At 59.3% G+C, this 24,402-nt stretch carries 19 protein-coding genes and 4 tRNA genes; 15 read left to right on the forward strand and 8 right to left on the reverse strand.

What is annotated here, in order from left to right:
- The first annotated feature begins 134 nt into the window (after positions 1-134).
- The 7 genes from gmk to BN1115_RS08790 all read left to right on the forward strand — a co-directional run bounded on the left by gmk (position 135) and on the right by BN1115_RS08790 (position 6,860).
- Positions 135-761, forward strand: a complete 627-nt coding sequence (gmk, locus tag BN1115_RS08760) for a guanylate kinase (protein ID WP_042063568.1) — start codon at positions 135-137, stop codon at positions 759-761.
- Between the two features lie 79 nt (positions 762-840).
- A complete protein-coding gene (gene rpoZ, locus BN1115_RS08765) occupies positions 841-1,116 on the forward strand; it encodes a DNA-directed RNA polymerase subunit omega (RefSeq protein ID WP_005307060.1) in 276 nt (91 codons plus the stop codon).
- A 131-nt stretch (positions 1,117-1,247) separates the two neighbouring features.
- Entirely contained in the window at positions 1,248-3,365 is a 2,118-nt protein-coding gene (spoT, locus tag BN1115_RS08770; protein WP_042063569.1) for a bifunctional GTP diphosphokinase/guanosine-3',5'-bis pyrophosphate 3'-pyrophosphohydrolase, read from the forward strand.
- A gap of 156 nt (positions 3,366-3,521) precedes the next feature.
- Complete coding sequence (gene trmH, locus BN1115_RS08775) at positions 3,522-4,253, forward strand: tRNA (guanosine(18)-2'-O)-methyltransferase TrmH (protein WP_042656850.1); 732 nt, start codon at positions 3,522-3,524, stop codon at positions 4,251-4,253.
- Positions 4,253-4,918, forward strand: a complete 666-nt coding sequence (locus BN1115_RS08780; RefSeq protein WP_042656851.1) for a CatB-related O-acetyltransferase — start codon at positions 4,253-4,255, stop codon at positions 4,916-4,918. The genes trmH and BN1115_RS08780 overlap by 1 nt, the downstream gene beginning before the upstream one ends.
- Entirely contained in the window at positions 4,915-5,955 is a 1,041-nt protein-coding gene (locus BN1115_RS08785; protein ID WP_042656852.1) for an alpha/beta fold hydrolase, read from the forward strand. The genes BN1115_RS08780 and BN1115_RS08785 overlap by 4 nt, the downstream gene beginning before the upstream one ends.
- An 89-nt stretch (positions 5,956-6,044) precedes the next feature.
- Positions 6,045-6,860: a Cof-type HAD-IIB family hydrolase gene (locus BN1115_RS08790; protein WP_042656903.1), complete on the forward strand. Its 816-nt coding sequence runs from the start codon at positions 6,045-6,047 to the stop codon at positions 6,858-6,860.
- A gap of 35 nt (positions 6,861-6,895) precedes the next feature.
- Here the strand turns inward: BN1115_RS08790 and BN1115_RS08795 are convergent, their stop codons facing one another.
- From BN1115_RS08795 to BN1115_RS08815, 5 genes are all read right to left on the reverse strand, one after another.
- Positions 6,896-7,408 carry a ricin-type beta-trefoil lectin domain protein gene (locus BN1115_RS08795; protein WP_042656853.1) on the reverse strand — a complete coding sequence of 171 codons (513 nt, stop codon included), beginning with the start codon at positions 7,406-7,408 and terminating at the stop codon, positions 6,896-6,898.
- 183 nt (positions 7,409-7,591) lie between these two features.
- Positions 7,592-7,668 (reverse strand) — tRNA-Pro (locus BN1115_RS08800).
- Between the two features lie 75 nt (positions 7,669-7,743).
- Positions 7,744-7,829: transfer RNA gene (locus BN1115_RS08805), tRNA-Leu, on the reverse strand.
- Positions 7,830-7,849: 20 nt separating this feature from the next.
- A tRNA-His gene (locus BN1115_RS08810) sits at positions 7,850-7,925 on the reverse strand.
- Positions 7,926-7,975: 50 nt separating this feature from the next.
- Positions 7,976-8,052 (reverse strand) — tRNA-Arg (locus BN1115_RS08815).
- A 231-nt stretch (positions 8,053-8,283) separates the two neighbouring features.
- Between BN1115_RS08815 and BN1115_RS08820 the strand changes: the two genes are divergently transcribed.
- The 5 genes from BN1115_RS08820 to gorA all read left to right on the forward strand — a co-directional run bounded on the left by BN1115_RS08820 (position 8,284) and on the right by gorA (position 16,617).
- The gene (locus tag BN1115_RS08820) at positions 8,284-8,880 is read left to right on the forward strand and encodes a TetR/AcrR family transcriptional regulator (RefSeq protein ID WP_042656854.1); all 597 of its coding nucleotides are present in this window, start codon (positions 8,284-8,286) and stop codon (positions 8,878-8,880) included.
- The gene (locus BN1115_RS08825) at positions 8,877-10,010 is read left to right on the forward strand and encodes an efflux RND transporter periplasmic adaptor subunit (RefSeq protein ID WP_042063327.1); all 1,134 of its coding nucleotides are present in this window, start codon (positions 8,877-8,879) and stop codon (positions 10,008-10,010) included. The genes BN1115_RS08820 and BN1115_RS08825 overlap by 4 nt, the downstream gene beginning before the upstream one ends.
- 15 nt (positions 10,011-10,025) lie before the next feature.
- On the forward strand, positions 10,026-13,106 hold the full coding sequence (locus BN1115_RS08830) for a multidrug efflux RND transporter permease subunit (RefSeq protein ID WP_042656855.1): 3,081 nt from the start codon (positions 10,026-10,028) through the stop codon (positions 13,104-13,106).
- Between the two features lie 117 nt (positions 13,107-13,223).
- The gene (locus BN1115_RS08835) at positions 13,224-15,191 is read left to right on the forward strand and encodes an ATP-binding protein (protein WP_042656856.1); all 1,968 of its coding nucleotides are present in this window, start codon (positions 13,224-13,226) and stop codon (positions 15,189-15,191) included.
- A 76-nt stretch (positions 15,192-15,267) separates the two neighbouring features.
- A complete protein-coding gene (gene gorA, locus BN1115_RS08840) occupies positions 15,268-16,617 on the forward strand; it encodes a glutathione-disulfide reductase (protein ID WP_042656857.1) in 1,350 nt (449 codons plus the stop codon).
- Between the two features lie 271 nt (positions 16,618-16,888).
- Here gorA and BN1115_RS08845 read toward each other — a convergent pair whose 3' ends face one another.
- From BN1115_RS08845 to BN1115_RS08855, 3 genes are read right to left on the reverse strand one after another with little or no spacing between them, the layout of a single operon-like run.
- Entirely contained in the window at positions 16,889-17,677 is a 789-nt protein-coding gene (locus tag BN1115_RS08845; RefSeq protein WP_042656858.1) for an SDR family NAD(P)-dependent oxidoreductase, read from the reverse strand.
- A 51-nt stretch (positions 17,678-17,728) separates the two neighbouring features.
- Complete coding sequence (locus BN1115_RS08850) at positions 17,729-18,733, reverse strand: NADP-dependent oxidoreductase (RefSeq protein ID WP_042656859.1); 1,005 nt, start codon at positions 18,731-18,733, stop codon at positions 17,729-17,731.
- An 11-nt stretch (positions 18,734-18,744) separates the two neighbouring features.
- Positions 18,745-19,608: an alpha/beta fold hydrolase gene (locus BN1115_RS08855; protein WP_042656860.1), complete on the reverse strand. Its 864-nt coding sequence runs from the start codon at positions 19,606-19,608 to the stop codon at positions 18,745-18,747.
- Positions 19,609-19,804: 196 nt separating this feature from the next.
- On the opposite strand from BN1115_RS08855, the gene BN1115_RS08860 reads away from it, so the two are divergent.
- The 3 genes from BN1115_RS08860 to kdpB all read left to right on the forward strand — a co-directional run bounded on the left by BN1115_RS08860 (position 19,805) and on the right by kdpB (position 24,388).
- A complete protein-coding gene (locus tag BN1115_RS08860; protein ID WP_204375550.1) occupies positions 19,805-20,242 on the forward strand; it encodes a winged helix-turn-helix transcriptional regulator in 438 nt (145 codons plus the stop codon).
- A 326-nt stretch (positions 20,243-20,568) separates the two neighbouring features.
- Positions 20,569-22,263, forward strand: a complete 1,695-nt coding sequence (gene kdpA, locus BN1115_RS08865; RefSeq protein WP_042656862.1) for a potassium-transporting ATPase subunit KdpA — start codon at positions 20,569-20,571, stop codon at positions 22,261-22,263.
- Positions 22,264-22,330: 67 nt separating this feature from the next.
- Positions 22,331-24,388, forward strand: coding sequence for a potassium-transporting ATPase subunit KdpB (gene kdpB, locus BN1115_RS08870; RefSeq protein ID WP_050070502.1), 2,058 nt, complete (start codon positions 22,331-22,333; stop codon positions 24,386-24,388).
- Positions 24,389-24,402 lie beyond the last annotated feature (14 nt).

Genomic DNA, 24,402 nt, shown 5'->3' on the forward strand with positions numbered 1-24,402 from the left:
TGGTAAAATTCGCCGCCTTTACATCTTCCTGACTCAATAATTTTCCGCGTTTTGCGTTTGGCTGTCTCCCTTTCGGGCACAAGACGGCGGCCTCTGCTACAACCAAAACAACGGTTTCGATTAAAGGTAATAACATGGCGCAACAAGGCACTCTCTATATCATCTCTTCTCCGAGCGGCGCGGGTAAATCCAGTCTGCTCAATGCCTTGCTGACCCAACATAACGCTGCGGGCAAGATGCAGCTGTCGGTTTCCCATACCACGCGCGCCACCCGTCCGGGCGAAGAGCATGGCGTCCACTACCACTTTGTACAGGTGGAAGAGTTCAAGGCACTGATCGAACGCGGTGATTTTCTGGAGTGGGCCGAAGTATTCGGCAACTACTATGGCACCTCACGCGCCGCCATCGAAGCCTGTCTGGCCAAAGGGATCGACGTATTCCTCGACATCGACTGGCAGGGTGCCCGCCAGATCCGCGAGCAGATGCCGACCAAATCCATTTTCATCCTGCCCCCCAGCCGTGAAGAGCTGGAACGCCGCCTGATTGGGCGCGGTCAGGACAGCAGCGAGGTGATCGCCGGCCGGATGGCGAAAGCCATTGCCGAAATGGTGCACTACGACGAGTATGACTATGTCATTATCAATGAAGACTTCGAGCAGGCGCTGTTCCAGCTCAGGTCCATTATTGAGTGCCAACGGCTGGAGATGCGTCACCAGCAACAGGCTCAAAAAAACTTGCTGCAACAGCTACTGGCAGAGTAAGCCAAAAACAAGTAAACTTTTGCGTCATTTTTAAACACTGCTTTTCTAAATACAGAAAGCCCAAACACTGGAGTCCTGCATGGCACGCGTTACTGTAGAAGATGCTGTAAAACAGGTAGGTAACCGTTTTGACCTGGTGCTGGTCGCCGCGCGCCGCGCTCGTCAAATCGCGGTACAAGGCAAAGATCCCCTGGTCGACGAAGAGAACGACAAGCCGACTGTGATCGCCCTGCGTGAGATCGAGCTGGGTCTGGTGAACAATCAAGTGATGGACACCCAGGACCGCTACGAGCAGCAAGAGCAGGAAGCCGCCGAGCTGGCTGCCGTTGCTGCCATCGCCGAAGGCCGCGGTTAAGTCATTCCCCCGGTTGGCACCCGCCCGGGTGCCGACTGTTCATCCCCATTTACAACCGCTCGAAAACCTCGCAAACTCAGGGCTCTAGCCTCAATTCCACGAATTGCCGTTTCACCGCTGCGGGGACTGTCTTGTATTTATTTGAAAACCTTAAAGAAATAGCCAGTTCCTACCTGCCGCCAGAGCAGGTTGAGAAGCTCAAGCAAGCCTATGTGGTGGCCCGCGATGCCCACCAGGGACAGATGCGTTCCAGTGGCGAACCCTATATTACCCACCCTGTTGCCGTTGCCCGGATCCTGGGTGACATGCGCCTCGATCATGAAACCCTGATGGCCGCCGTGCTGCACGATGTCATCGAAGACACCTCGGTGACCAAGGCAGATCTGGCCGAACAGTTTGGCAATGCGGTTGCAGAACTGGTGGCCGGGGTCTCCAAGCTCGACAAGCTGAAGTTTCGCGATCGCAAAGAGGCGCAGGCCGAGAACTTTCGCAAGATGGTGATGGCGATGACCCAGGATATCCGGGTCATTCTGATCAAGCTGGCCGACCGCACCCACAATATGCGCACCCTGGGCTCACTGCGACCGGACAAACGCCGCCGCATCGCTCGGGAAACCCTCGAAATCTTCGCCCCCATCGCCAACCGCCTCGGTATTCATACCATGAAGAACGAGCTGGAAGAGCTGGGCTTCGAGGCGCTCTATCCGATGCGATCCCGTGTGCTGCGCGAATCGGTGCGCCGCGCCCGTGGCAATCGCCGCGAGATCATCGACTCCATCCAGAGCGAAATCAGCGGTCGCCTGAAAGAGGCTGGCATAGAGCATCAGGTCAGTGGCCGCGAGAAGAATCTGTTTTCCATCTACAACAAGATGGAGAAAAAAGAGCTGCAATTTCATGAGGTAATGGATATCTACGCCTTTCGGGTCAAGGTGAAGGACATAGATACCTGTTACCGGGTGCTGGGGCAGATGCACAGCCTCTACAAACCGCGCCCCGGCCGCTTCAAGGATTACATCGCCATCCCCAAGACCAACGGCTACCAGTCGCTGCACACCTCGCTGGTGGGGCCGCACGGGGTGCCGGTGGAGGTGCAGATCCGCACCGAATTCATGGATCAGATGGCCGACAAGGGGGTTGCTGCCCACTGGGCCTACAAGCAGGATGGCGACAGCTCGGGCACTACCGCCCAGATCCGCGCCCAACGCTGGATGCAGAGCCTGCTGGAATTGCAGCAGAGCGCCGGCAGCTCCTTTGAATTTATCGAAGGGGTCAAGACCGACCTGTTCCCCGACGAGATCTACGTCTTTACCCCCGAAGGGCGCATCATGGAGCTGCCCGCTGGCGCCACGCCGGTGGACTTCGCCTACACGGTGCACACCGATATCGGCCATGCCTGCGTCGGTTCCCGGGTCGACCGCCACCCCTACCCGCTCAGCAGCCCGCTGCATTCGGGTCAGACGGTGGAGATCATCACGGCGCCGGGCGCCCGCCCCAACGCGGCCTGGCTCAACTTTGTGGTGACCACCAAGGCACGCTCCAAGATCCGCCAGTTCCTCAAGAACCTGCGCACCGAAGAGTCGGTGGTGCTGGGTCGCCGCCTGCTCAACCATGCGCTGGGCGCCAAGAATATCGAAGATATCCCCGAGCCACGCATCAAGCAGGTTCTGGCCGACACCAAGCACGAGAACCTGCAGGGGCTGCTGGCCGATGTGGGCCTCGGCAACGCCATGAGCGTCATGGTGGCGCGCCGCATGCTGGGGGATGAACTGCCGCCGGAAGAGCAACCCAAGTCCAGCAGCAAGAAGATGCCGATCAAGGGTGCCGACGGCATGCTGGTCACCTTCGCCAACTGCTGCCGCCCGATCCCGGGGGATGCCATCATCGCCCACATCAGCCCGGGCAAGGGGCTGGTGATCCACCAGGAAACCTGTCGCAACATCAAGGGCTACAGCAAAGAGCCGGACAAGTACCTGCCAGTGCAGTGGGAAGTGGACAAGGAGCAGGAACAGGAGTTCCGCACCGGCATCAGCATCGAGATCATCAATCATCAGGGTGCGCTGGCCGAGCTGGCCAACGTGATTGCCGCCACCGGCGCCAATATTCACGCCATCAGCACTGAAGAGAAGGATGGCCGGGTCTATCAGGTCAGCCTGCTCATCACCACCAAGAGCCGCATCCACCTGGCCAACATCATGCGCAAGATCCGCGTGATGCCCAACGTGCTCAAGGTGAGCCGACAGAAGAACTGAATACAGGCGGCGCAAGCCGCCTGCTGCTTTTATAGAGACAAGCCATGACCCCCGAACGCTTCAAGCGCATCACCGACACCTTGGTACAGTACCAGCTCGATTTGACCGTCTGTATGCAAGATATGCGTGCACAAACCTCACAGCATAGAAACTGATATGACTCCCGAACGCTTCAAGCGCATCACCGACATGCTGGCCCAGCGTCAGCTCGATTTGACCGTCTGTATGGAAGAGGTCCATAAACCTCACAATCTGGCCGCCATCGTGCGTACCGCCGATGCCATCGGCATCCACCGGGTACACGCCGTCTGGCCCAAAACCTGGATCCACAAACGCAAGGGCACCGCCCGCGGCAGCCAGAACTGGGTGGATGTAAAATTGCACCCGGATATCGGCAGCGCCGTGGCCGAGCTGAAAGCCTCCGGCATGCAGATCCTGGCGACCCATCTCTCCGACAGCTCGGTCGATTTTCGCGCCATCGACTACACCAAACCGACCGCCATCCTGGTGGGTCAGGAGAAGCACGGCATCGGTGACGAGGCGCTGGCACTGGCCGATCACCATATCGTCATCCCCATGGTCGGCATGGTGCAGTCCCTCAACGTCTCGGTGGCGGCTGCCGCCATCCTCTACGAAGCGCAGCGCCAGCGCGAGCTGGCCGGTTGCTATCAGCGCGGCTGCCCGCTCACGCTGGAGGAGCAGAACAGTATCCTGTTCGAGGGGGGTTACCCCATCTATGCCCAGCTCTGCAAAGAGAAAGAGATGCCCTATCCCCAGCTCGGCCCGGCCGGTGAAATTCTGGCGGACGAAGAGTGGTGGCAGCGGATGCAGCTGACCCGCAAAGGCTGGGCGCAACAGAGCGAGCAGGACGATTCGCAGGAGGAGTGATGGAGAACCCTTTTGGCAGCTGGCTCGAATCCCAAATCATCCGGGCTCACCTGACCAACCCGAACATAGAGGCAGGCGACTACAGCTACTACTCCGGCTACTACCACGGCAAGCCGTTCGAGGATCACTGCGTACGCTATCTGCTGGGGGATGGCTCGACCCGTGCCAGCTGGGACAGCGGCCAGTGGGGCACGGAAGTAGACCGCCTGATCATCGGCAAGTTCTGCTCCATCGCCTCGGGTGCCACCTTCATGCTGGCAGGCAATCAGGGCCACCGGCTGGACTGGGTCTCTACCTTCCCCTTCGACGCAGCCCTTTTTGGCAATGGCGTACACGACGGCTTTCTGCGCAAAGGGGACACCCGGATTGGCAACGATGTCTGGATCGGCTCGGAGGCGATGATCATGCCCGGCATCACCATCGGAGATGGTGCCGTCATCGCCACCCGCGCCGTGGTGACCAGAGATGTGGCCCCTTACACCATAGTCGGCGGTAACCCGGCCCAGCCGATCCGCCGTCGCTTCAGCGATGAGCAGATCGCCATGCTGCAAGAGATGCAGTGGTGGCACTGGCCCCTGCCCCGCTTGCAAGCCAGCATGGCGCTGCTCTGCTCGGGAGATATCGCCGCCCTTTATCACCATTGGCAACAGGAGTGTGCCCGATGAAATCCCTCGCTCTTTCCCTGTTGGCCTCGACCCTGTTTTCTGCCGGAGCCCTTGCCGTGACCACTACCTATCCGCTCACCAGCGAAGCCGATGTGCCCACCCTCTACCGGCAAACCCTGCCCGACTTCTGGCGCCAGCATGCAATCGAAGGGGAGTTCAAGGGCAAGGATGGCGTCATCATCCGCTATGCCGCCCTGCGGCAGGAGAAAGTCGATCGCGCCATCCTCATCGTCAATGGCCGGGTCGAGAGCTACCTCAAGTATCAGGAGCTGGCGTGGGATCTCTGGCGTCAGGGCTACAGCCTCTACCTCATCGATCACCGTGGTCAGGGGATGTCCGGCCGGATGCTGGATGACCCTCAGAAGGGATATGTCGACCAGTTCGACGATTATGTGGTCGATCTCAAGCAATTTCACGATCAGGTGATCATGGCGGATCAGCCCGCCAAGCTGTTCCTGCTGGCCCACTCCATGGGCGGTGCCATCTCAGCCCGCTATCTGGAGCGCTGGCCAGACGATATCAAGGCAGCCGTGCTCTCCTCCCCCATGATGGGCATCAACCTCGGCGGCCTGCCCAAGTGGCTGGCCAAGGGGCTGGCTGCTACCCTGGGGACGGTCGGCGGCTGGATCGGCGAGCCCCCCTACGGCCCCGGTCAGGGCCCCTATCAGGATGACGGCTTTGCCGATAACGGGCTGACCCACAGCCACTCCCGTTATCAGGCCTTCCGCCAGCTCTACGAGCAGTACCCGCAGATCAAGCTGGGTGGCGCCACTGCCCACTGGATTTATCAGGGTATCACCGGTGCCGATGCCGCCATCGCCGGGGCGGGTGCCATCAAGACCCCCCTGTTGGTCCTGCAGGCAGGCGACGACGAGATCGTGGACAATGCCGCCCAGGATCGCTTCTGCACCCTGGCAAAGTGCGAAGGGGGCAAGCCGCTGCGGATCGAGGGTGCCTGGCATGAACTGCTGATGGAGACGGATGACAAGCGCCAGCCCGCCCTGACCGCGATGGCTGATTTTTTCGCCCGCTTCTGAGCTGGCTATTTTTTGTAACCCTAAATAAATGGGGTGACAGTGCGGGCTAAGGTAAACTGCCCCTGTTTTCAATTGATGCCGAGGTAATGATGTTCAAGGTAGTTGTATCCGATCTCGATGGCACCCTGCTCAACAAGCAGCACCAGATCTCTTCCCGCACCCGGGATACCCTGCACCGCCTGGTAGAACAAGGTGTGAAATTTGTGGTCGCCACCGGCCGTCACCACGTGGACGTGCGCAGCTTCCGCGATGCGTTGGGGATGGACATCTACCTCATTACCTCCAACGGTGCCGTGGTTCATGACAAGCAGGACCAGCTGGTGTTCAACCAGCCGCTGCCAGCCGAAATCGCCGCCGAGCTGATCGCGCTGGAGCGCGACCCCTCCATCCACCTCAACGTCTATCAGGGCGATGACTGGGTGGTCGAAGAGGAGCTGCCCTGGCTGCTGAGCTTCCACGACGAGTCCGGCTTCACCTATCGGCTGGTCGATGACCTGACCAAGGAGCCGAAAGAGAAGATCAACAAGGTGTTCTACATCGGCGACCACGAGAAGCTGCTGAAGATCGAGGCGCACCTCAACCAGCACTACGGCGACCAGCTCAACGTCACCTTCTCCTTACCGGACTGCCTCGAAGTGATGCACGCCGGGGTTCACAAGGGTAATGCGGTGCGTGCCGTGCTGGAACAGAACGGGTTCGACATGTCCGAGGCGATCGCCTTCGGGGATGGCATGAACGACTTCGAGATGCTGACCATGGTGGGGCGCGGCATCGTGATGGGCAACGCCCATGACCGCCTGAAAATGGCGCTGCCGGAGTATGAGCAGACCCTCACCTCCGATGAAGATGGCGTTGCCGTCTATCTGGAAAAGCTGTTCGAGCTGGAGAGCGTCAGCGCAGCCTGACTCTCTTCATATCGGCATCACGTTCCCGCAAAGCCTCACCATGTGAGGCTTTGTTTTTTCAGGGTCTCCAGCCAGGGGTTGGGCCGTTGCCAGCTGAAACTCTGGTTTGCGCCACCGTAACATTCGGCCAGCCGCAGCGGCGTGCCGGGAGTATGGCGTCGCCCGGCCACATCGAGGCAACGGGAGACCTTGCTGTTGAACAGCCGGTCCTTCTGCCACTCCCACTGCGGCTGACCGTCACAGGGGGCCAGCATCAGCTCGCTGTCGCTTTTGGCTTGCAGACAGCGATCCTGCAGGCGCAACTCCCCCAGATCCCACTCGAATAGCTGATCGTCTTTGCCGCTGCAGGAGAGGGCCAGCACCTTCTGCTGCGACACCGCGACGCAAAAATCGCCGCTGGTCAGCAAGGGAGAGAGCGCCCGCTCCTGCGGTTGCGAAGTAATGGAGCCCATCATCACATCGGTTGATGGCGGCTTGATGGTACACCCCCCCAGCAGCAAGGCTGCCAGTATGGCAGGGGTGCAAGCAACGGAAATTTTATTATTCATGGAATAAACGCCTGAAGTGGGCCGATGACATCCGGTTGTCAGTGACTCGAGGCAGCAGCATAACCGAAAGCCGGGGCGCGCTGCCCGGATAGAGTGTAAACAGACGTAACAGAGATAGAGGAGAGCTGGCGCAGCGAAGGCCAGAAAGCAAAAAACCCCGCCGAAGCGGGGTTTTTCTAAATGTGGTCGGTGATAAAGGATTCGAACCTTTGACCCTCTGGTCCCAAACCAGATGCGCTACCGGACTGCGCTAATCACCGAGGCTATTTCTTTCAAAATAGTTTACTTCAAAAAACAAAGACGACCTGATGGTCATCCTCATCATACAGCAAGTATGGTGCGAAGAGAGGGACTCGAACCCTCACACCCGGGGGGCACTAACACCTGAAGCTAGCGCGTCTACCAATTCCGCCACCTTCGCATACCTGACAAGCTGTAAAATGGGGTGGCTGATGGGGCTCGAACCCACGACAACCGGAATCACAATCCGGGACTCTACCAACTGAGCTACAGCCACCACAGCTGTTTTCGTTCCACAACACGCCCGTTTAACCGGCGCACGTTTGATGGTGCGCCCGACAGGATTCGAACCTGTGACCTCTGCCTCCGGAGGGCAGCGCTCTATCCAGCTGAGCTACGGGCGCTACGCTGTCGAACGGGGCGAATTATTGATGATGGGCGTGGGTTTGTCTACACTTTTCTGCCACCAATGCACTGACCGTTGTTTTTTCAAGCATATCGTGCATTTTTCTTCCACTTATCCCCTGCCTGCCCCCGAAAAGGGGTAATTCCCATGTCAAATTGTCTTGCAACCTTGACTTGATTTGACACCCACCTAAAATGAATGAACGTTCATTCAATTGAAAGACACACTGATGATTCCGGATAAGAAAGAGAGCATCTTCAACGCAGCCCATGAGGTGCTGGGTGAGCGGGGTTTTCATGGTCTGTCGATTGCGGAAGTCTCCAAGAAGGCCAACGTGGCTACCGGCACCATCTATCGCTACTTTGGCGACAAGGATGACCTGATCCGGCAGCTGCATCAACACACTATCTTGCAGTGTGTCCCCATGGTCATGGCCGGTGTAGATGTCGATAAAGTTTCATTTCAACAATTTCGCCAACTATGGCTCAATATTCATACCATTTTTGTTAACGAACCAAACGCCATCAAGTGCAAATTGCAGTACGAGAGCTCGCCATTGGGGGCAGACCTGGAAACCAATCCGGTCATCCTGGCAGCATGGGAACCTCTGGACCGCTTTTTTGCACAGGGCGTGGCACAAGGACTGTTTATTGATTTACCGATACGGGCACTCCAGGTGTTGAGTCTGGACAGTGTCATGCATCTTGCCCTGCAGTGCAGGGTACACAACATCACGTTGACCGAATCGCAGTTGGAAACCGCGATCCGCGCCAGCTGGAATGCCATTTTACTCCCCCACATTTCCACCTCAGGAGCCTGTTCATGAAAAAATGGATGGCCATTATGTTGCTGATAGCGATCGCCCTGTTTGGCAGCGTCATCGGCTTCAATTTGTTCAAACAGAAGATGATTGCCCAATACATGGCCAACCGGCCGGAACCCGAGTTCCCTGTCACCGCAATGGTGACCAAGGCGCAGGATTGGGTACCGACCATCGAAGCGATCGGCTTCATCGAGCCGAATCAGGGGGTGACCCTCTCCACCGAGCTGGCGGGCACCATCGATGCCATCACCTTCGAATCAGGCAAACCGGTCAAGGCTGAACAGCTGCTGCTGAGTCTGGACTCCACCGTGGAACGCGCCAATCTGCGCGCCTCCCAGGCCAAGCTGCCGGCGGCAAAGGCCAAGTTCGAGCGTTTCCAGAACCTCTACAAGACCAGCTCCATCTCCAAAGAGCAGCTGGATGAGGCGGAAGCGGCCTATCGCTCGCTGGAAGCGGATATCGAGAGCCTGAAGGCGACCATTACCCGCCGTGAAGTGCGCGCGCCGTTCAGTGGTGTCGTTGGCCTGCGTAACGTCTTCCTCGGCCAGTATCTGCAGCCGGGCACCGATATCGTGCGGCTGGAAGATACCAGCGTGATGCGTCTGCGCTTCACCGTGCCCCAGACCGATATCTCCAAAATCACCCTGGGCCAGACCATCAAGATCAATGTGGATGCCTATCCGCAAACCCAGTTTGACGGTCACATCACCGCCATCGAGCCAGCGGTCAACTACCAGAGCGGCCTGATCCAGGTGCAGGCTGACATCCCGAACAACGACGGTCAGCTCCGTTCCGGTATGTTCGCCCGCGCCAGCATCATTCTGCCGACGGTGAAAGATCAGATTGTGATCCCGCAAACCGCCATCTCCTTCACCCTTTACGGTCAGAACGTCTACGTGCTCAAAGAGGGCGAAGAGACTGACAAGGAAGGCAACAAGGTGAAAGTGCTGCGGGCCAAGCAGGTGGTGGTCAAGGCGGGTGAGCGCCGTGGCAACGATGTGCATGTGCTCTCCGGCATCCAGGCCGGTGACCAGATCGTACTGTCGGGTCAGGTTCGCCTGAGCAACGACACCAAGGTGCATGTGGTCGAGAACGATGCCCTGGCCGTCCCGGCACAAACCCCGATGCTGTAAGCGCGGAGATCTGCGATGCGATTTACTGACATATTTATAAAACGGCCTGTGCTGGCGATCTCGCTCAGCTTCCTGATCGCCTTGCTGGGCTTTCAGGCCATCTTCAAGATGCAGGTACGGGAATACCCCGAGGTGACCAACACGGTGATCACCGTCAGCACTGGCTACTATGGCGCCAGTTCTGACCTGATCCAGGGGTTCATCACCCAGCCGCTGGAACAGGCGGTCGCGCAAGCCGACAACATCGACTTCATGACCTCCTCCAGCCAGCTGGGCAGCTCCACCATCACCGCGTACATGAAGCTCAACACCGACCCCAACGCCGCGCTGTCCGACATCCTGGCGAAGGTGAACTCGGTGCGCTCCCAGTTGCCGAAAGAGGCGGAAGACCCTTCGGTCACCTCCTCCACCGGTTCAACCACGGCGGTGCTCTACCTCGGTTTCACCAGCCCTGAGCTCAACTCCAGCCAGATCACCGACTATCTGGAACGGGTTATCAAGCCGCAGCTCTTTACCGTGGGCGGGGTCTCCAAGGTTGACCTCTACGGCGGTGTCGAGTTTGCCCTGCGGGTATGGCTGGATCCGGCCAAGATGGCGGCCTTCAACCTGACTGCCAGCGACGTGATGACGGTGCTCAACAGCAACAACTATCAGTCCGCGACCGGTCAGGCGACCGGTTACTTCACCCTGTTCAACGGCAACGCCGAGACCCAGGTCAAGGATGTCGACGAGCTGAAGCGTCTGGTGGTCGCCACCCGTGACGGCAAGGTGATCCGCCTCTCCGACATTGCCAAGGTGAGCCTGGAGAAGAGCCACGACATCTATCGTGCCAGCGCCAACGGCCGCGAAGCGGTAGTCATGGCGGTCAACGCCGCACCGACAGCCAACCCCATCAACATCGCCCGCGATGTGCTGGATCTGCTGCCAAGCCTTGAGCGCAACATGCCGAGCACCATGCATCTCAACGTGATGTATGACTCCACCGTGGCGATCAACGAGTCCATTCACGAGGTTATCAAGACCATCCTGGAGGCGGCCGCCATCGTACTGGTGGTCATCACCCTGTTCCTCGGTTCATTCCGCGCGGTCATCATCCCGATCATTACCATTCCGCTCAGCCTTATCGGCGTGGTGATGATGATGGATATGTTCGGCTTCTCGATAAACCTGATGACCCTGCTGGCGATGGTGCTGGCGATCGGTCTGGTGGTGGATGACGCCATCGTGGTGCTGGAGAACGTCGACCGCCATATCAAGGAGGGGGAAGAGCCGTTCCGGGCCGCCATTATCGGTACTCGTGAAATCGCGGTGCCGGTCATCGCCATGACGGTCACCCTGGCCGCGGTATACGCCCCTATCGCCCTGATGGGCGGCATCACCGGCTCCCTGTTCAAGGAGTTTGCCCTGACGCTGGCAGGCGCCGTGTTCGTCTCGGGCATCATCGCCCTGACCCTGTCGCCGATGATGTGTTCCAAGATGCTCAAGGCCAATGAAACGCCGGGCAAATTCGAAAGCACTGTCCACCATCTGCTGGAACGGATGACCGATCGCTACGACAGCATGCTGCATGCGGTGATGAAGAAGCGCATCGTCATCGTTGCGTTCGCCGTCATCGTGTTCGGCAGCCTGCCGCTGCTGTTCAAGTTCATCCCGAGCGAACTGGCCCCGTCAGAGGACAAGGGGGTCATGGCGGTGCTGGGTACTGCACCGTCCAACGCCAACCTGGACTACATCGAAAACACCATGGCGGATGTGAACAAGATCCTGGATGAGCAGCCGGAAATCGCCTTCTCCCAGGTCTTCTCCGGGGTATTCAATGCCAACCAGGCGTTCGGTATCGCCTCCATGGTGCCCTGGAGTCAGCGTGAAGCGAGCCAGAAAGAGGTGCTGGATCGGGTCGCCAATCTGGTGAAAGACATTCCGGGTATGGCCATCACCACCTTCCAGTTCCCGGAACTGCCGGGTGCCTCCAGTGGTCTGCCGATCCAGTTCGTCATCACCACCCCGAACAGCTTCGAAAGTCTGTTCCTGGTGGCCGGTGAAATTCTGGCTGCCGCTCAGGGTAACGGTCAGTTCGTCTATTCGGATCTCGATCTGAACTACGACTCTGCCACCATGAAGATCCGCATCGACAAGGACAAGGCGGGTGCCTACGGCATCACCATGCAGGACATCGGTATCACCATGGGCACCATGATGGCGGACGGTTACGTCAACCGTATCGACCTGGATGGCCGCTCCTACGAGGTGATCCCCCAGGTCGAGCGCAAATACCGTCTCAATCCGGAGTCCATCAAGGGCTATTACGTGCGGGCCGCAGACGGCAAGTCGATCCCGCTCGGCAGCCTGATCACCATTGAAGTGGTTGGCGAGCCCCGCGCCCTGCCCCACTTCAACCAGCTGAACTCCGCCACCATCGGCGCCGTTCCGGCTCCGGGCGTGGCCATGGGTGATGCGATCAACTGGTTCCAGACCGTCGCCGACGAGAAGCTGCCACAAGGCTATCGTTACGACTTCATGGGGGAAGCCCGTCAGTTCGTCACCGAAGGCAATGCACTCTATGCCACCTTCGCGCTGGCACTGGCGATCATCTTCCTGGTGCTGGCCATCCAGTTCGAGTCGGTGCGTGACCCGCTGGTCATCATGGTCTCTGTACCACTCGCCATCAGTGGGGCGCTGATTGCCCTGGCATGGGGACTGGCGACCATGAACATCTACTCCCAGGTGGGCCTGATCACGCTCGTTGGCTTGATTACCAAGCACGGCATCCTGATCTGTGAAGTGGCGAAGGAAGAGCAACTGCTGCGCGGCATGAACCGGATGGAAGCCGTGATGCAAGCCGCCAAGGTGCGTCTGCGTCCGATCCTGATGACCACCGCCGCCATGATTGCCGGTCTGATCCCGCTGCTCTACGCCACTGGCGCCGGTGCAGCCCAGCGTTTCAGCATCGGTATCGTCATCGTGGCCGGTCTCGCCATCGGTACCCTGTTCACTCTGTTCGTGCTGCCGGTGATCTACACCTATCTGGCGTCCGAGCACAAACCGTTGCCGGTATTCGATGAAACCATTCCGCCCAAGGCAAACAGCGGACACTGATCATCACGACACGCCAAGGCCCCGACACGGGGCCTTTTTTATGCTTCGCAGGAAAGACGACATAAGTGCATGAAGCAGTTAAACTAAAAAACATCACATCCAGACCGCAAGGACGCCATGTCAGGACTTATCTCCAAGACCGCCGAGGCCGTAGGCCGCAACGGACTCTCATACCGCCTGCTCTCCTACATTCTGGTGTGCAGTACCGTATTGGCGATGATCATTACGGTGTTGCAACTCGCCTGGGATTACCGCAAGGATGTGGCCGTTATCGAAGACAGCATCGGCCAGATCGAGGCCTCTTTCCTGCAACCCATCGCCGCCAGTTTGTGGAACCTCGATGAAGAGCAGGTCAAGGTGCAGATCGAAGGGATCATGAACCTGCCCAACATGCAGTTCGTGATGGTCAAGGAGATGCTCGGCAACTCCGAAGTCCCGCTGTTGACCCAGGGGACCGAACGGGAAAGCTACGATATCTCCCGCGAATTCAACCTCACCTATCAGGGTGAAATCGTCGGCAAGCTGTTCGTTGCCGCCTCTCTCGAGCAGATCTACCAGCGCCTGATCGAAAAATCGGTGCTGATCATGGTCAGCCAGACCATCAAGACGCTGGTGGTCTCATTTTGTATCCTGATCATCATTTACTATCTGGTGGTGCGGCACCTCAATCGCATCGCCAGCTACGCCCAGAAGTTCAATCTGGATCGGCTCGACATGGAGCTGGAGCTGGAGGGGCGCCCGCAACCGCGCAAGAAACCCGATGAGCTGGATACCCTGGTCGCCACCCTCAACCAGATGCGCACCCGACTGCGTGATGAACTGGTTGCCCGCCATCAGGCGGCTGAACAGTTGCAGCAGGAGCGGGACTTCTCCGCCACCCTGATCAACTCGGCCAACATGGTCATCTGCTGCATGGAGCCGGATCTGACCATTGCCAGCATCAACCCGGCGGCCATCCTGCTGACCGGCTACCACCAGCAGGAGCTGCTGCAGCACAACTGGCTGGATCTGTTTGTCAGCCCGACCCAGCGGGAAGAGCTGAACAACATCCTGGCCGCAGAGGGTTCGCTGGCAGATCAGGAGGTCATCATGCATGACCAGCAGGCCCACGAGCTAGTGCTGCAGTGGACCTTCGTTCCCTTCTACGATGGCCCCAACCTCAAGTACCAGATCGGGTTTGGCTACGACATCACCCAGCTGAAAAAAGTCGAGCGGGAGATCATCCAGCTCAACGAACAGCTGGAGGGCAAGGTGGAGGAGCGTACCCGCAGCCTGAGCGAAGCGAACAACCAGCTGGGCAAGGCGTATGATGATCTGAAACAGGCCCAACAGACTCTGGTGGAGTCGGAGAAGATGGCCTCCCTCGGCTCACTGGTAGCCGGGGTGGCACACGAGATCAACACCCCCATCGGCATCAGCGTGACCGCCTCCTCCTATCTGCAGGAGCGGGTCGCCGACTTCAAGTCCCATATCGACTCCAAGCAGCTGTCGCGCTCCTATCTCAACGAGTTCACCGTCAACCTCGACGAATCGATGCAGCTGCTGCAGAGCAACCTGCGCCGCGCTTCCGAGCTTATCGCCAGCTTCAAGCAGGTGGCGGTCGATCAGTCATCGGAAGCGCGTTACAACTTCAGCCTCGCCGACAACCTGCATCAGGTGGTGGTCTCCCTCGGTCACAAACTGAAGAAGAGCCAGTGCGAAGTGGATATCCAATGCGATCCCAAGCTGTCGATCTTCTCCTTCCCGGGCAGCTTTACCCAGATCTACTCGAACCTGATCCTCAACTCCATCAACCACGGTTTCGACAACTGGGACAAGCCGAAGAAGATCACTATCAAGGTGGAACAGCAGGGAGAGGAGCTGTTTATCGACTACTCGGACAACGGTCGCGGCATCCCGCCAGAAATATTGCCGCGCATCTTCGACCCCTTCGTCACCTCCAAGCGGGGCCAGGGTGGCAGCGGGCTCGGCACTCACATCATCTACAACCTGGTGGTGCAACTGCTGAAAGGCCGTATCAGCTGTGCCAGCGAACCGGGCAACGGTGCCCAGTTCCATATTCGCCTGCCGATCCAACATAACTGAGCGCTGGCTCTTGTGAGCCAGCCGCTTTATCCCCATCATGCTGTGATTGCATTCTTAATGAGCGGAGAACCTCGCAATGGCACAGCATTTTGACTATATCGCCATCGGTGGCGGCAGCGGCGGCATCGCCTCGGCCAACCGGGCTGCCATGTATGGCAAGAAAGTCGCCCTGATTGAAGCCAAAGAGTTGGGTGGAACCTGCGTCAACGTCGGCTGCGTACCGAAGAAGGCCATGTGGTATGCCGGCCAGATCGCCGATGCCCTGAAATATGGCGCCGACTACGGTTTCGACACCACCCTCAACCACTTCAGCTGGGCCAAGCTGGTCGAGTCCCGCCAGGCCTACATCGGCCGCATCCACCAGTCCTATCAGAACGTGCTGGGCAAGAACCAGATCACCGTCATCAAGGGCTTCGCCCGCTTCGTCAGCAGCAACACCATCGAGGTCAATGGCGAGCACTACACGGCCGATCATATCCTGATCGCCACCGGTGGCCGTCCCGAAGTACCTGCCATTCCGGGCGCCGAGCTGGGTATCGACTCCGACGGTTTCTTCGATCTGCAGAGCCAACCCAAGCGGGTAGCCGTAGTGGGTGCGGGCTATATTGCAGTCGAGATCGCTGGCGTGATGCAGGCGCTTGGATCCGAAACCCATCTGGTGGTGCGCAAGCACGCGCCGCTGCGCAACTTCGACCCCATGATCCACGAGACACTGGTGGAAATCATGGCGCAGGAAGGGCCCAAGCTGCACACCCACGCCATTCCCAAAGCCGTGCTCAAGAACGCTGACAACAGCCTGACCCTGCAACTGGAAGATGGCCGCCACCTCACCGTCGACTGCCTGATCTGGGCCATCGGCCGCGTGCCCGCCACCGACAACCTCAATCTGGCTGCCGCAGGCATCGCGCTGGACGAGAAGGGCTTTATCCCGACCGACAAGTTCCAGAACACCGCCGTCACCAACATCTATGCGGTGGGTGACAACACCGGCCGCATCCAGCTCACCCCGGTGGCCGTCGCGGCCGGTCGTCGCCTCTCGGAGCGCCTGTTCAACAACAAGCCGAACGAGCACCTCAACTACGATCTGGTGCCAACCGTGGTGTTCAGCCACCCGCCCATCGGCACCATAGGGCTGACCGAGCCGGAAGCCATCGCCGAATATGGCGAGAGCCAGGTGAAGGTCTACCGCAGCCAGTTCACCGCCATGTATTCGGCTCTGACCCAGCATCGCCAGCCCACCCGGATGAAGCTGGTCTGTGTCGGGCCGGAGGAGAAGGTGGTCGGCCTGCACGGCATCGGTTTTGCGATGGACGAGATCCTGCAAGGTTTCGGTGTTGCCATGAAGATGGGTGCCACCAAGGCAGACTTTGACAACTGTGTCGCTATCCATCCGACCAGTGCGGAAGAGTTCGTCACCATGCGATAAGCACGTCGAAGCCGGCCTGATCACCATCAGGCCGGCTTCGACAACTCAGCTCCGCTTTCCTTCCCTCCTCACGACTGCATGAAAGAGTGGGCCACCACACGCCAACTACTTCCTGTAGCAGCGCTATCACCACAGAGCGAGATTCGACCTCGGTCTGCGCATCAGTACCGCCATCACGCTGCGGTTCTTATGCAGTGGCTGTCAGGTTGGATGGCATGACGAGCGTATCTCCTCGCATCGCATTCAAGTCCAATCTGGCGGATTGAGGTGTTCAGGCTTGCGGCTGATATCGTTCGGCCGCATGGGCTTGGCGAAGATCCGACATCAGCCCTTGACGTGCCTCATCCAGAGCGGTCCAGCGTTCGGCGACATGAAGCGGCGGAATCGTCACCAACTCGCGGCGATCGAACCCGACCAGTGCGGCATCAACCAGCTCGCCCACTTCCATCACCTCGGGGAGAGTGTTGACATCCACACCTGCATGCGCCCAGATTTCGGTGCGGGTTGTGGCCGGCAACACGGCTTGCACGTAGACCCCTTGGGGTGACAGTTCATGAGCCAGCCCCTGCGACAAAAACAGCACGTAGGCTTTGGTCGCACCGTAGAGATAGATACCGAACTCGGGCGAAAATCCCACCACCGAACCAATGTTGACGATGCTCCCCGAGCCGGATTGCGCAAGGCGCGGTGCGATCGCTGCGGCGAGCCGCGTCAATGCGGTTATGTTCAGCGCGATCTGGGATTCGATGGCCTCGGGAGATTGCTCCAGAAAATGCCCGGATTGCGGCATGCCTGCATTGTTAATGAGGATGCCGATACGTGCGTCATGCCGCAGGCGAGTTTCCAGTGCCGGCAGCTCTGCCGAGTTGGTCAGGTCAGCCTGCAGCACCTCAACGGCTATCTGGTGTTGCTCACGCAGGCGCATGGCCAGTGCATCTAGGCGCGACTTGTTGCGCGCAACCAGAACAAGATCGTGGCCACGGCGAGCAAAACGTTCGGCATAGGTGGCACCGATACCGCTGGAGGCGCCGGTGATAAAGATGGTCGGTAGTGTGGTCATGTTATTTCCTTGATATGGATGGCGTGGGTGAACGAGCCAATGCGGCCGTGATCACGGCTTGATGCTGACGACGACCTTGCCCCTGGCGTGGCCCTTGGCGAGGTACTCCAGCGCTTCTTTGGCCTGGTCGAACGGGAATACCTTGTCGATGACCGGCTTGATGCGTTGTGCGTCGAGCAGCTCGCCGATTTCGGTGAGTTGGTCGCCATCGGGACGCACAAACAGGAACGAGTAGGCAACGTTCCGCTTGTTCGCCCGCGACCTGATTTTTCGGCTCATCAGCCCGAACAGGAGGCGGAGCAATGCGTTCAGCCCCCGGGCCCGCGCGAAGGCCGCATCCAGCGGGCCGGTGAGGGAGATAATCTTGCTGCCCGGTTTGAGGATATCGATGGCTTTTTCGATCGCATCGCCCCTGACGGTCCCCAGCACGGCGTCGTAGCCGTGCAGTTGGTGCTCGAATGCCTGCTGCTTGTAATCGACCACCTCATCGGCCCCCAGCTCGCGCACCAGTTCGATGTTACCGGTGCTGACGGTGGTGCCCACCTTGGCCCCCAGCAGCTTGGCCAGCTGGATAGCAAAGGTGCCGATGCCACCGGATCCGGCAGGGATAAACACCTTTTGGCCAGCCTGCAGATTGGCGCGCTCCTTCAGCGCTTGCCATGAGGTGAGCCCGACCATCGGGATCGAGGCGGCTTGCACGAAATCCAGATTGGCTGGTTTCAACGCCGCAGCGCGCTCAGGCACCACCGCAAATTCGGCCAGCGATCCGCTACCGCGATCGAAAATACTGGCGAAGACGGCATCGCCCGGCTTGAAACGGGTCACCTGACTGCCAACCTCGGTCACGACACCGGCCAGATCGCTGCCCAATGTGGCGGGAAGCTGAAAATGGAGCACCGGTTTGAACATGCCGGTCGGAATCATGTTGTCGATCGGATTCACGCCGGCGGCATAAACCTGAACCAGCATTTCGTCCGCCTTCAGTGCGGGACGCGGGATATCCGTGAGCCCAATCTCCGGCGACTTGCCGTAGCGTTTGAATGTGAGTGCTTTCATGGTTCGGTCATTCATCCTTGGCTGTGCATCGGGGTCAGGTCTGAGTCATCCGCGAGGAAGGCCAGCACCTCGGGCACAAAGGCCCGATAGTGCTGAAAAATGCCACCGTGCCCCGAGTCGGGGTAAATCGTCAGTCGGGCATTCGGCAGCCGGCGAGCCATATCCGCTGACAGTCGGCTATCGACCATCAGATCATGGTCACCATTGGCCACGAACACCGGTTGCGTGATGACCGAGAGATCATCCGGCGCACTCAATCCCGCACTCCGGATCGCCTTGAGCTGGGCATATCTGGCCTGCAGGGAGATGGGCTGGTCACGGTCAGTCGTGCGCGCTTTCAGGCGAGAAAAGTACTCTTTTGCCGCGCGCTTGCCATCCGGTGTGCGGGGAAAAAACAGGAAGTGCCGCGGATCGTTCAGCGTCAATGCCGCTTTGAGGTAGGCGGTGGCGGCAATCTTGTTGATCTCGTCGATACCGCCACCGCCCCGCGGCCCGGTTCCGGCAAGCACAATCCGGCGCACCAGATCCGGCGCCTGCAAAGCCACCATTTGCGCCACACCACCACCTAACGAAAACCCGAGCAGATCGACCAGCTGCAATCCCATGGCGCGAATAAAGGCGATGGCATCACGTCCCATCTCCTCAATGGTATGTGGCACCGCTCCCCCCGAGGCACCGACGCCGCGATTATCGAAAGCGATAACCCGACGCTTCGCGGCGATGCCATCGATAACACCGGGATCCCAGTCATCGAGTACCGCCATCAGATGGTGCAAAAAGATCACCGGCACACCGGTGTCGGGGCCCAACGCCCGATAGGCAAAAGATGTTCCGTTCACATCAAGGGTACGGGTCGGAACATCTTTCCAATCCATATGCCCTGTCTGACGTAGTGTGGTCACCGGGCGGTGACCGGCAGATCTCCCGGTTATCGAGGCGATCCCCATCTTCTTTGTAACCATGTCCGAGATCTCCGTGTTGGGTGGATTGTTTGTGGTTGCGGTGTTACTATCAAATTGATACCAACTTACTATCAATTCACAACCAAGTCACTATCAAAACAGTATGAACATGAAAAAAAGTTACGATACCCCATGCCCAATCGCGCGCAGCATGGCGATTGCTGGTGATGCATGGAGCATATTGATCCTGCGCGATGCCCATGCCGGTCTCACTCGCTTTGACCAATTCCGGAAAAGTCTGGGGATAGCACCCACGATGTTGACCCGCCGACTGGCGACGTTGACCGAAGAGGGTTTGCTGGAAAAAAGGCTTTATTCTGAACATCCACCCCGTGAGGAGTATCTGCTGACCGCCGCCGGTCGCGATTTTCTACCGATACTGTTCATGATTGGTGAGTGGGGTCGCCAATATCGGGGCGACGACAACATGATCCGTTTCTTCGATATGGAGGCCGGCACAGAAATCAAGGCCATCGTGGTCGATGAAGTGACCGGGGCAAAAATTGGGACCCGCCCGTTGCGCGTGGTGATGCCTGATGAAAGCTGACAGGTGATTTGGCAATCGCATCGTCTTTCACCCAAACCCGGCTCAGGCCGGTTTTTTTGATCCCTCCTCGCCATTTCTCTCGCAAAACCGCCGTTCTTTACGCCGATTTTACGCCTGCCCCATGGCGCTTTATGGCGCCTTTACGCCTGTTTTACATACCCTTTCAGCGTCAATGACACCAACAGAGTCGATAGGTTTTACATCGACTCTCGCAGCTAATTATCTCAATGGAGTCGATATGAATTGGCTATATCTGCTGCTCGTCCTCGCCTTGATGGTCTACCTGCTGCGTGCACTCACGCGCAGTCACGAGTGAGGGATCTGATATGTGGCAAGAAGTGATCTATCCGGTAGCCTTCGTGCTGCTGGTTCTGCTGCCGGCACCGCTGCTGGGCAACTACATCTACCGGGTATTTGAAGGCAAAACCCGCTGGCTGGCACCGGTCGAACGCGCCACACTGGCCTGTTGCGGCACCGATGGACGGGAGCAGGACTGGAAGTCCTACGCCCTCAGCCTGCTGGCCTTCAACGGCGCCGGTTTTGGTCTGCTGTTCCTGATCCTGATGGCGCAAGGCCTGCTGCCCCTCAACCCGCAACAACTGCCGGGTCTGAGCTGGCAACTCGCCTTCAACACCGCGGTCAGCTTTATGACCAACACCAACTGGCAAGCCTATTCCGGTGAGGCCAGCCTCTCCTACTTCAGCCAGATGGTGGGCCTGACCACCCAGAACTTCGTCTCCGCAGGGACGGGTGCCGCCGTAGCCATTGCCCTGTTCCGCGGTATCGCCCGCCAGCAGACCATCAACCTTGGCAACTTCTGGCAGGATCTGGTGCGTTTCTGCCTCTACGTGCTGCTGCCCATCGCGCTGATTATGGCGTTGGTGCTGGTGTGGCAAGGGGTGCCGCAAAGCCTCTCCGCCTATCTGCCGTTCCACGGTATCGAAGGTCAGGAGCAACTGCTGCCCCTCGGCCCGGCGGCCTCGCAGATCGCCATCAAGCAGCTTGGCTCCAACGGCGGCGGCTTCTTCGGTATCAACTCGGCACATCCGTTCGAGAACCCGACGGTCCTCTCCAACTGGCTGGAGATGGTCACCCTGCTCACCATCGCCGCAGCCATGGTCTTTACTCTGGGCCGCTATGTGAAAGACATGGCCCACAGCCGTGCCATTCTCGGCGCCATGACCCTCATGCTGGTGCTGGGGCTCTTCGTCTCCATCACTCAGGAGCTGAAACTGGATCCGGCCCTTGCCCACCTCACCACTGACGCCAGCAATATGGCTGGCAACTGGGAAGGCAAGGAGAGCCGCTTCGGCCCGGTGCTCTCCAGCATCTGGGAAGTGGCGACCACCGCCGCTTCCAACGGCTCGGTCAACGCCATGCACGACAGCTTTGCCCCCCTCGCCGGTATGGTTGGCATGATCAACATGCTGCTGGGTGAAGTGGTGTTCGGCGGCGTGGGTGCCGGTATCTACGGCATGATGCTGTTCGTGCTGCTGACCGTGTTCCTGTGCGGCCTGATGGTGGGGCGCACCCCGACCTATCTGGGCAAACGCCTCGGTATCACCGAGATGAAGTGGGTGGTCGCCAGCATGCTGGTGATGCCGGTGGGGGTGTTGGTGATCGGTGGTGTCACTCTGCTGATGCCGGATGCCAGCACCATCATCGGCCATGATGGCCCACACGGTCTGTCACGTCTCATCTATGCCTACGCCTCGGCTGCCGGCAACAATGGCTCCGCCTTCGCCGGTTTTGCCGCCGGTGACAACTGGCAGTGCATCGCCATCGGTCTGGCCATGCTGCTCGGTCGCTTCGGCTACATCATTCCGGTACTGGCCATCGCCGGTCAGCTGGCCCGCGCGCCCCGTCAGGAGACGAGCGAAGGGGACTTCCCCATCAGCGGCCCGCTGTTCGTTACCCTGCTGATCATCACCGTCCTGCTGATAGGTGGCCTCTCCTTCCTGCCGGTGCTGGCACTGGGCCCGGTGGCCGAACATCTGAGCCTGATCGGAGGGGCATTCTGATGAACCTGACCCTGTCGATCACCATCCGGATGCCAATGGCCAACTATCTGATGCTGGGAGCTTTCCAATGAGCAAGTCCACTGCAATGAGCACCGACACCATTAAGGTGAAGGGCAAAAAACAGAAATCACAGGTCCTGCAAGCCATGGTTGAGGCCCTCTATCGCTTCAATCCCAAGGCGCTGTTTGGCAGCCCTATTCTGTTCACCCTCTGGCTGGCCGCCGTGATGGCGACCGTGGAGTCCCTGTTGGGGCAGCCCTTCTCGGGTGTGGCTCCCTCGCTGGCCTGGCAGCTGACAGCCTGGCTCTGGCTGACCCTCTGGTTTGCCAACTTCGCGGAAACTCTGGCCGAGGGGCGCGGCAAGGCCCGCGCCGACAGCCTGAAAGCGGGCATGAGCCAGCTCAAGGCCCGTCGAGTGACCGATGCCAAAGATGGTCAGGGCGAGTGGGTGCCCGCCACCAGCCTGATGAAGGGTGATCTGGTGCTGGTACGCAGCGGCGAGATGATCCCGGCCGATGGTGAAGTGGTCGCCGGTATCGCCTCGGTCAACGAAGCCGCCATCACGGGGGAATCTGCCCCCGTCATCCGCGAATCCGGCACCGACCGCAGTGGCGTGACTGGCAATACCACAGTGGTCTCCGACGAGATCTGGGTGCGGGTCAGCAACAATCCGGGCGAGAGCACGCTGGATCGGATGATCGCACTGGTGGAAGGGGCCAAACGCCAGAAGACCCCCAACGAGATGGCGCTCGACGCCCTGCTGGTGGGGCTGACCCTGATCTTCCTGCTGGTGGTCGCGACCCTGCCCTGGTTCCTCGACTACAACGGCACTCAGGTACCGCGCCTCTACCTGATCGCTCTCTTCATCACCCTGATCCCGACCACCATCGGCGGCCTGCTCTCTGCCATCGGCATTGCCGGTATGGATCGACTGGTGAAGCTGAACGTCATCGCCAAGTCTGGCCGTGCCGTCGAGGCGGCCGGTGACGTGCGCACCCTGCTGCTGGACAAGACCGGCACCATCACCTTCGGCAACCGGATGGCTGACGAACTGATCCCGGCACCGGGCGTCGATCCCTCCCTGCTGGCGCAAGCCGCCATGCTGGCCTCGCTGGGTGACAATACCCCGGAGGGTAAATCCATCCTGACTCTGGCCAGCAAGAGCATCGCCAAGCCGAGCCAGCTGGATGATGACAAGGTGATCCCCTTCAGCGCCGAGACCCGCCTGAGCGGACTGGATCGCAACGGTCATCAATACCGCAAGGGGGCGGTCGATGCCGTGCTGAACTACCTCAGCCTCGACCGCAAGGCGGTGCCGGAGCTGGTGCTCAAGTCAGTCGACAGCATCGCCCGTCAGGGTGGGACTCCGCTGCTGGTCTGCACTCAGGAAAAACTGCTGGGAGTGGTCTACCTCAAGGACATCATCAAGCCCGGTATCAAGGCTCGCTTCCAGATCCTGCGCCATATGGGGATCCGCACCGTGATGATCACCGGCGACAACCCGAAAACCGCCGCCGCCATCGCCGCCGAAGCCGGGGTGGATGACTTCATCGCCGAAGCGACGCCGGAGAAGAAGCTCGCCTATATCCGGCAGGAGCAGGCCGATGGCCGTCTGGTCGCCATGTGCGGTGACGGCGCCAACGATGCGCCCGCACTGGCACAGGCTGACGTGGGGCTGGCCATGAACGAGGGGACCCAGGCCGCCAAGGAGGCGGGCAATCTGGTTGATCTCGACTCCAACCCCACCAAGCTGCTGGACGTGGTGCTGGTCGGCAAACAGCTGCTGGTGACCCGTGGCGCCCTGACCACCTTCTCCATCGCCAACGATGTGGCCAAGTACTTCGCCATCCTGCCAGCCCTGTTCATCGCCGCCTACCCGCAACTGGGGGCACTGAACTTGATGCAGCTGGGCAGCCCGCAGAGCGCCATCCTGTCGGCCATCATCTTCAACGCCCTGATCATTGTGGCGCTGGTGCCGCTGGCGCTGCGCGGTGTCGACCTGAAAGGCTCGGCCGCCAGCCTGCTGCGCCGCAACCTGCTGATCTACGGTGTCGGTGGCCTGCTGGTGCCGTTTATCGGCATCAAGCTGATCGACCTGGTCATTACCGGCCTGGGTCTGGTGTAACGACATAACCGGGA

The organism is Aeromonas allosaccharophila, assembly GCF_000819685.1.
GTDB lineage: Bacteria > Pseudomonadota > Gammaproteobacteria > Enterobacterales > Aeromonadaceae > Aeromonas > Aeromonas allosaccharophila.

What these genes read in the sequence shown, in the direction of transcription:
- gmk (WP_042063568.1), top strand. Translation starts at nt 135, where the DNA reads ATGGCGCAACAAGGCACTCTCTATATCATCTCTTCTCCGAGCGGCGCG.
- rpoZ (WP_005307060.1), top strand. Translation starts at nt 841, where the DNA reads ATGGCACGCGTTACTGTAGAAGATGCTGTAAAACAGGTAGGTAACCGT.
- trmH (WP_042656850.1), top strand. Translation starts at nt 3,522, where the DNA reads ATGACTCCCGAACGCTTCAAGCGCATCACCGACATGCTGGCCCAGCGT.
- BN1115_RS08780 (WP_042656851.1), top strand. Translation starts at nt 4,253, where the DNA reads ATGGAGAACCCTTTTGGCAGCTGGCTCGAATCCCAAATCATCCGGGCT.
- BN1115_RS08785 (WP_042656852.1), top strand. Translation starts at nt 4,915, where the DNA reads ATGAAATCCCTCGCTCTTTCCCTGTTGGCCTCGACCCTGTTTTCTGCC.
- BN1115_RS08790 (WP_042656903.1), top strand. Translation starts at nt 6,045, where the DNA reads ATGTTCAAGGTAGTTGTATCCGATCTCGATGGCACCCTGCTCAACAAG.
- BN1115_RS08795 (WP_042656853.1), bottom strand. Translation starts at nt 7,408, where the DNA reads ATGAATAATAAAATTTCCGTTGCTTGCACCCCTGCCATACTGGCAGCC.
- BN1115_RS08820 (WP_042656854.1), top strand. Translation starts at nt 8,284, where the DNA reads ATGATTCCGGATAAGAAAGAGAGCATCTTCAACGCAGCCCATGAGGTG.
- BN1115_RS08825 (WP_042063327.1), top strand. Translation starts at nt 8,877, where the DNA reads ATGAAAAAATGGATGGCCATTATGTTGCTGATAGCGATCGCCCTGTTT.
- BN1115_RS08830 (WP_042656855.1), top strand. Translation starts at nt 10,026, where the DNA reads ATGCGATTTACTGACATATTTATAAAACGGCCTGTGCTGGCGATCTCG.
- BN1115_RS08835 (WP_042656856.1), top strand. Translation starts at nt 13,224, where the DNA reads ATGTCAGGACTTATCTCCAAGACCGCCGAGGCCGTAGGCCGCAACGGA.
- gorA (WP_042656857.1), top strand. Translation starts at nt 15,268, where the DNA reads ATGGCACAGCATTTTGACTATATCGCCATCGGTGGCGGCAGCGGCGGC.
- BN1115_RS08845 (WP_042656858.1), bottom strand. Translation starts at nt 17,677, where the DNA reads ATGACCACACTACCGACCATCTTTATCACCGGCGCCTCCAGCGGTATC.
- BN1115_RS08850 (WP_042656859.1), bottom strand. Translation starts at nt 18,733, where the DNA reads ATGAAAGCACTCACATTCAAACGCTACGGCAAGTCGCCGGAGATTGGG.
- BN1115_RS08855 (WP_042656860.1), bottom strand. Translation starts at nt 19,608, where the DNA reads ATGGATTGGAAAGATGTTCCGACCCGTACCCTTGATGTGAACGGAACA.
- BN1115_RS08860 (WP_204375550.1), top strand. Translation starts at nt 19,805, where the DNA reads ATGAAAAAAAGTTACGATACCCCATGCCCAATCGCGCGCAGCATGGCG.
- kdpA (WP_042656862.1), top strand. Translation starts at nt 20,569, where the DNA reads ATGTGGCAAGAAGTGATCTATCCGGTAGCCTTCGTGCTGCTGGTTCTG.
- kdpB (WP_050070502.1), top strand. Translation starts at nt 22,331, where the DNA reads ATGAGCAAGTCCACTGCAATGAGCACCGACACCATTAAGGTGAAGGGC.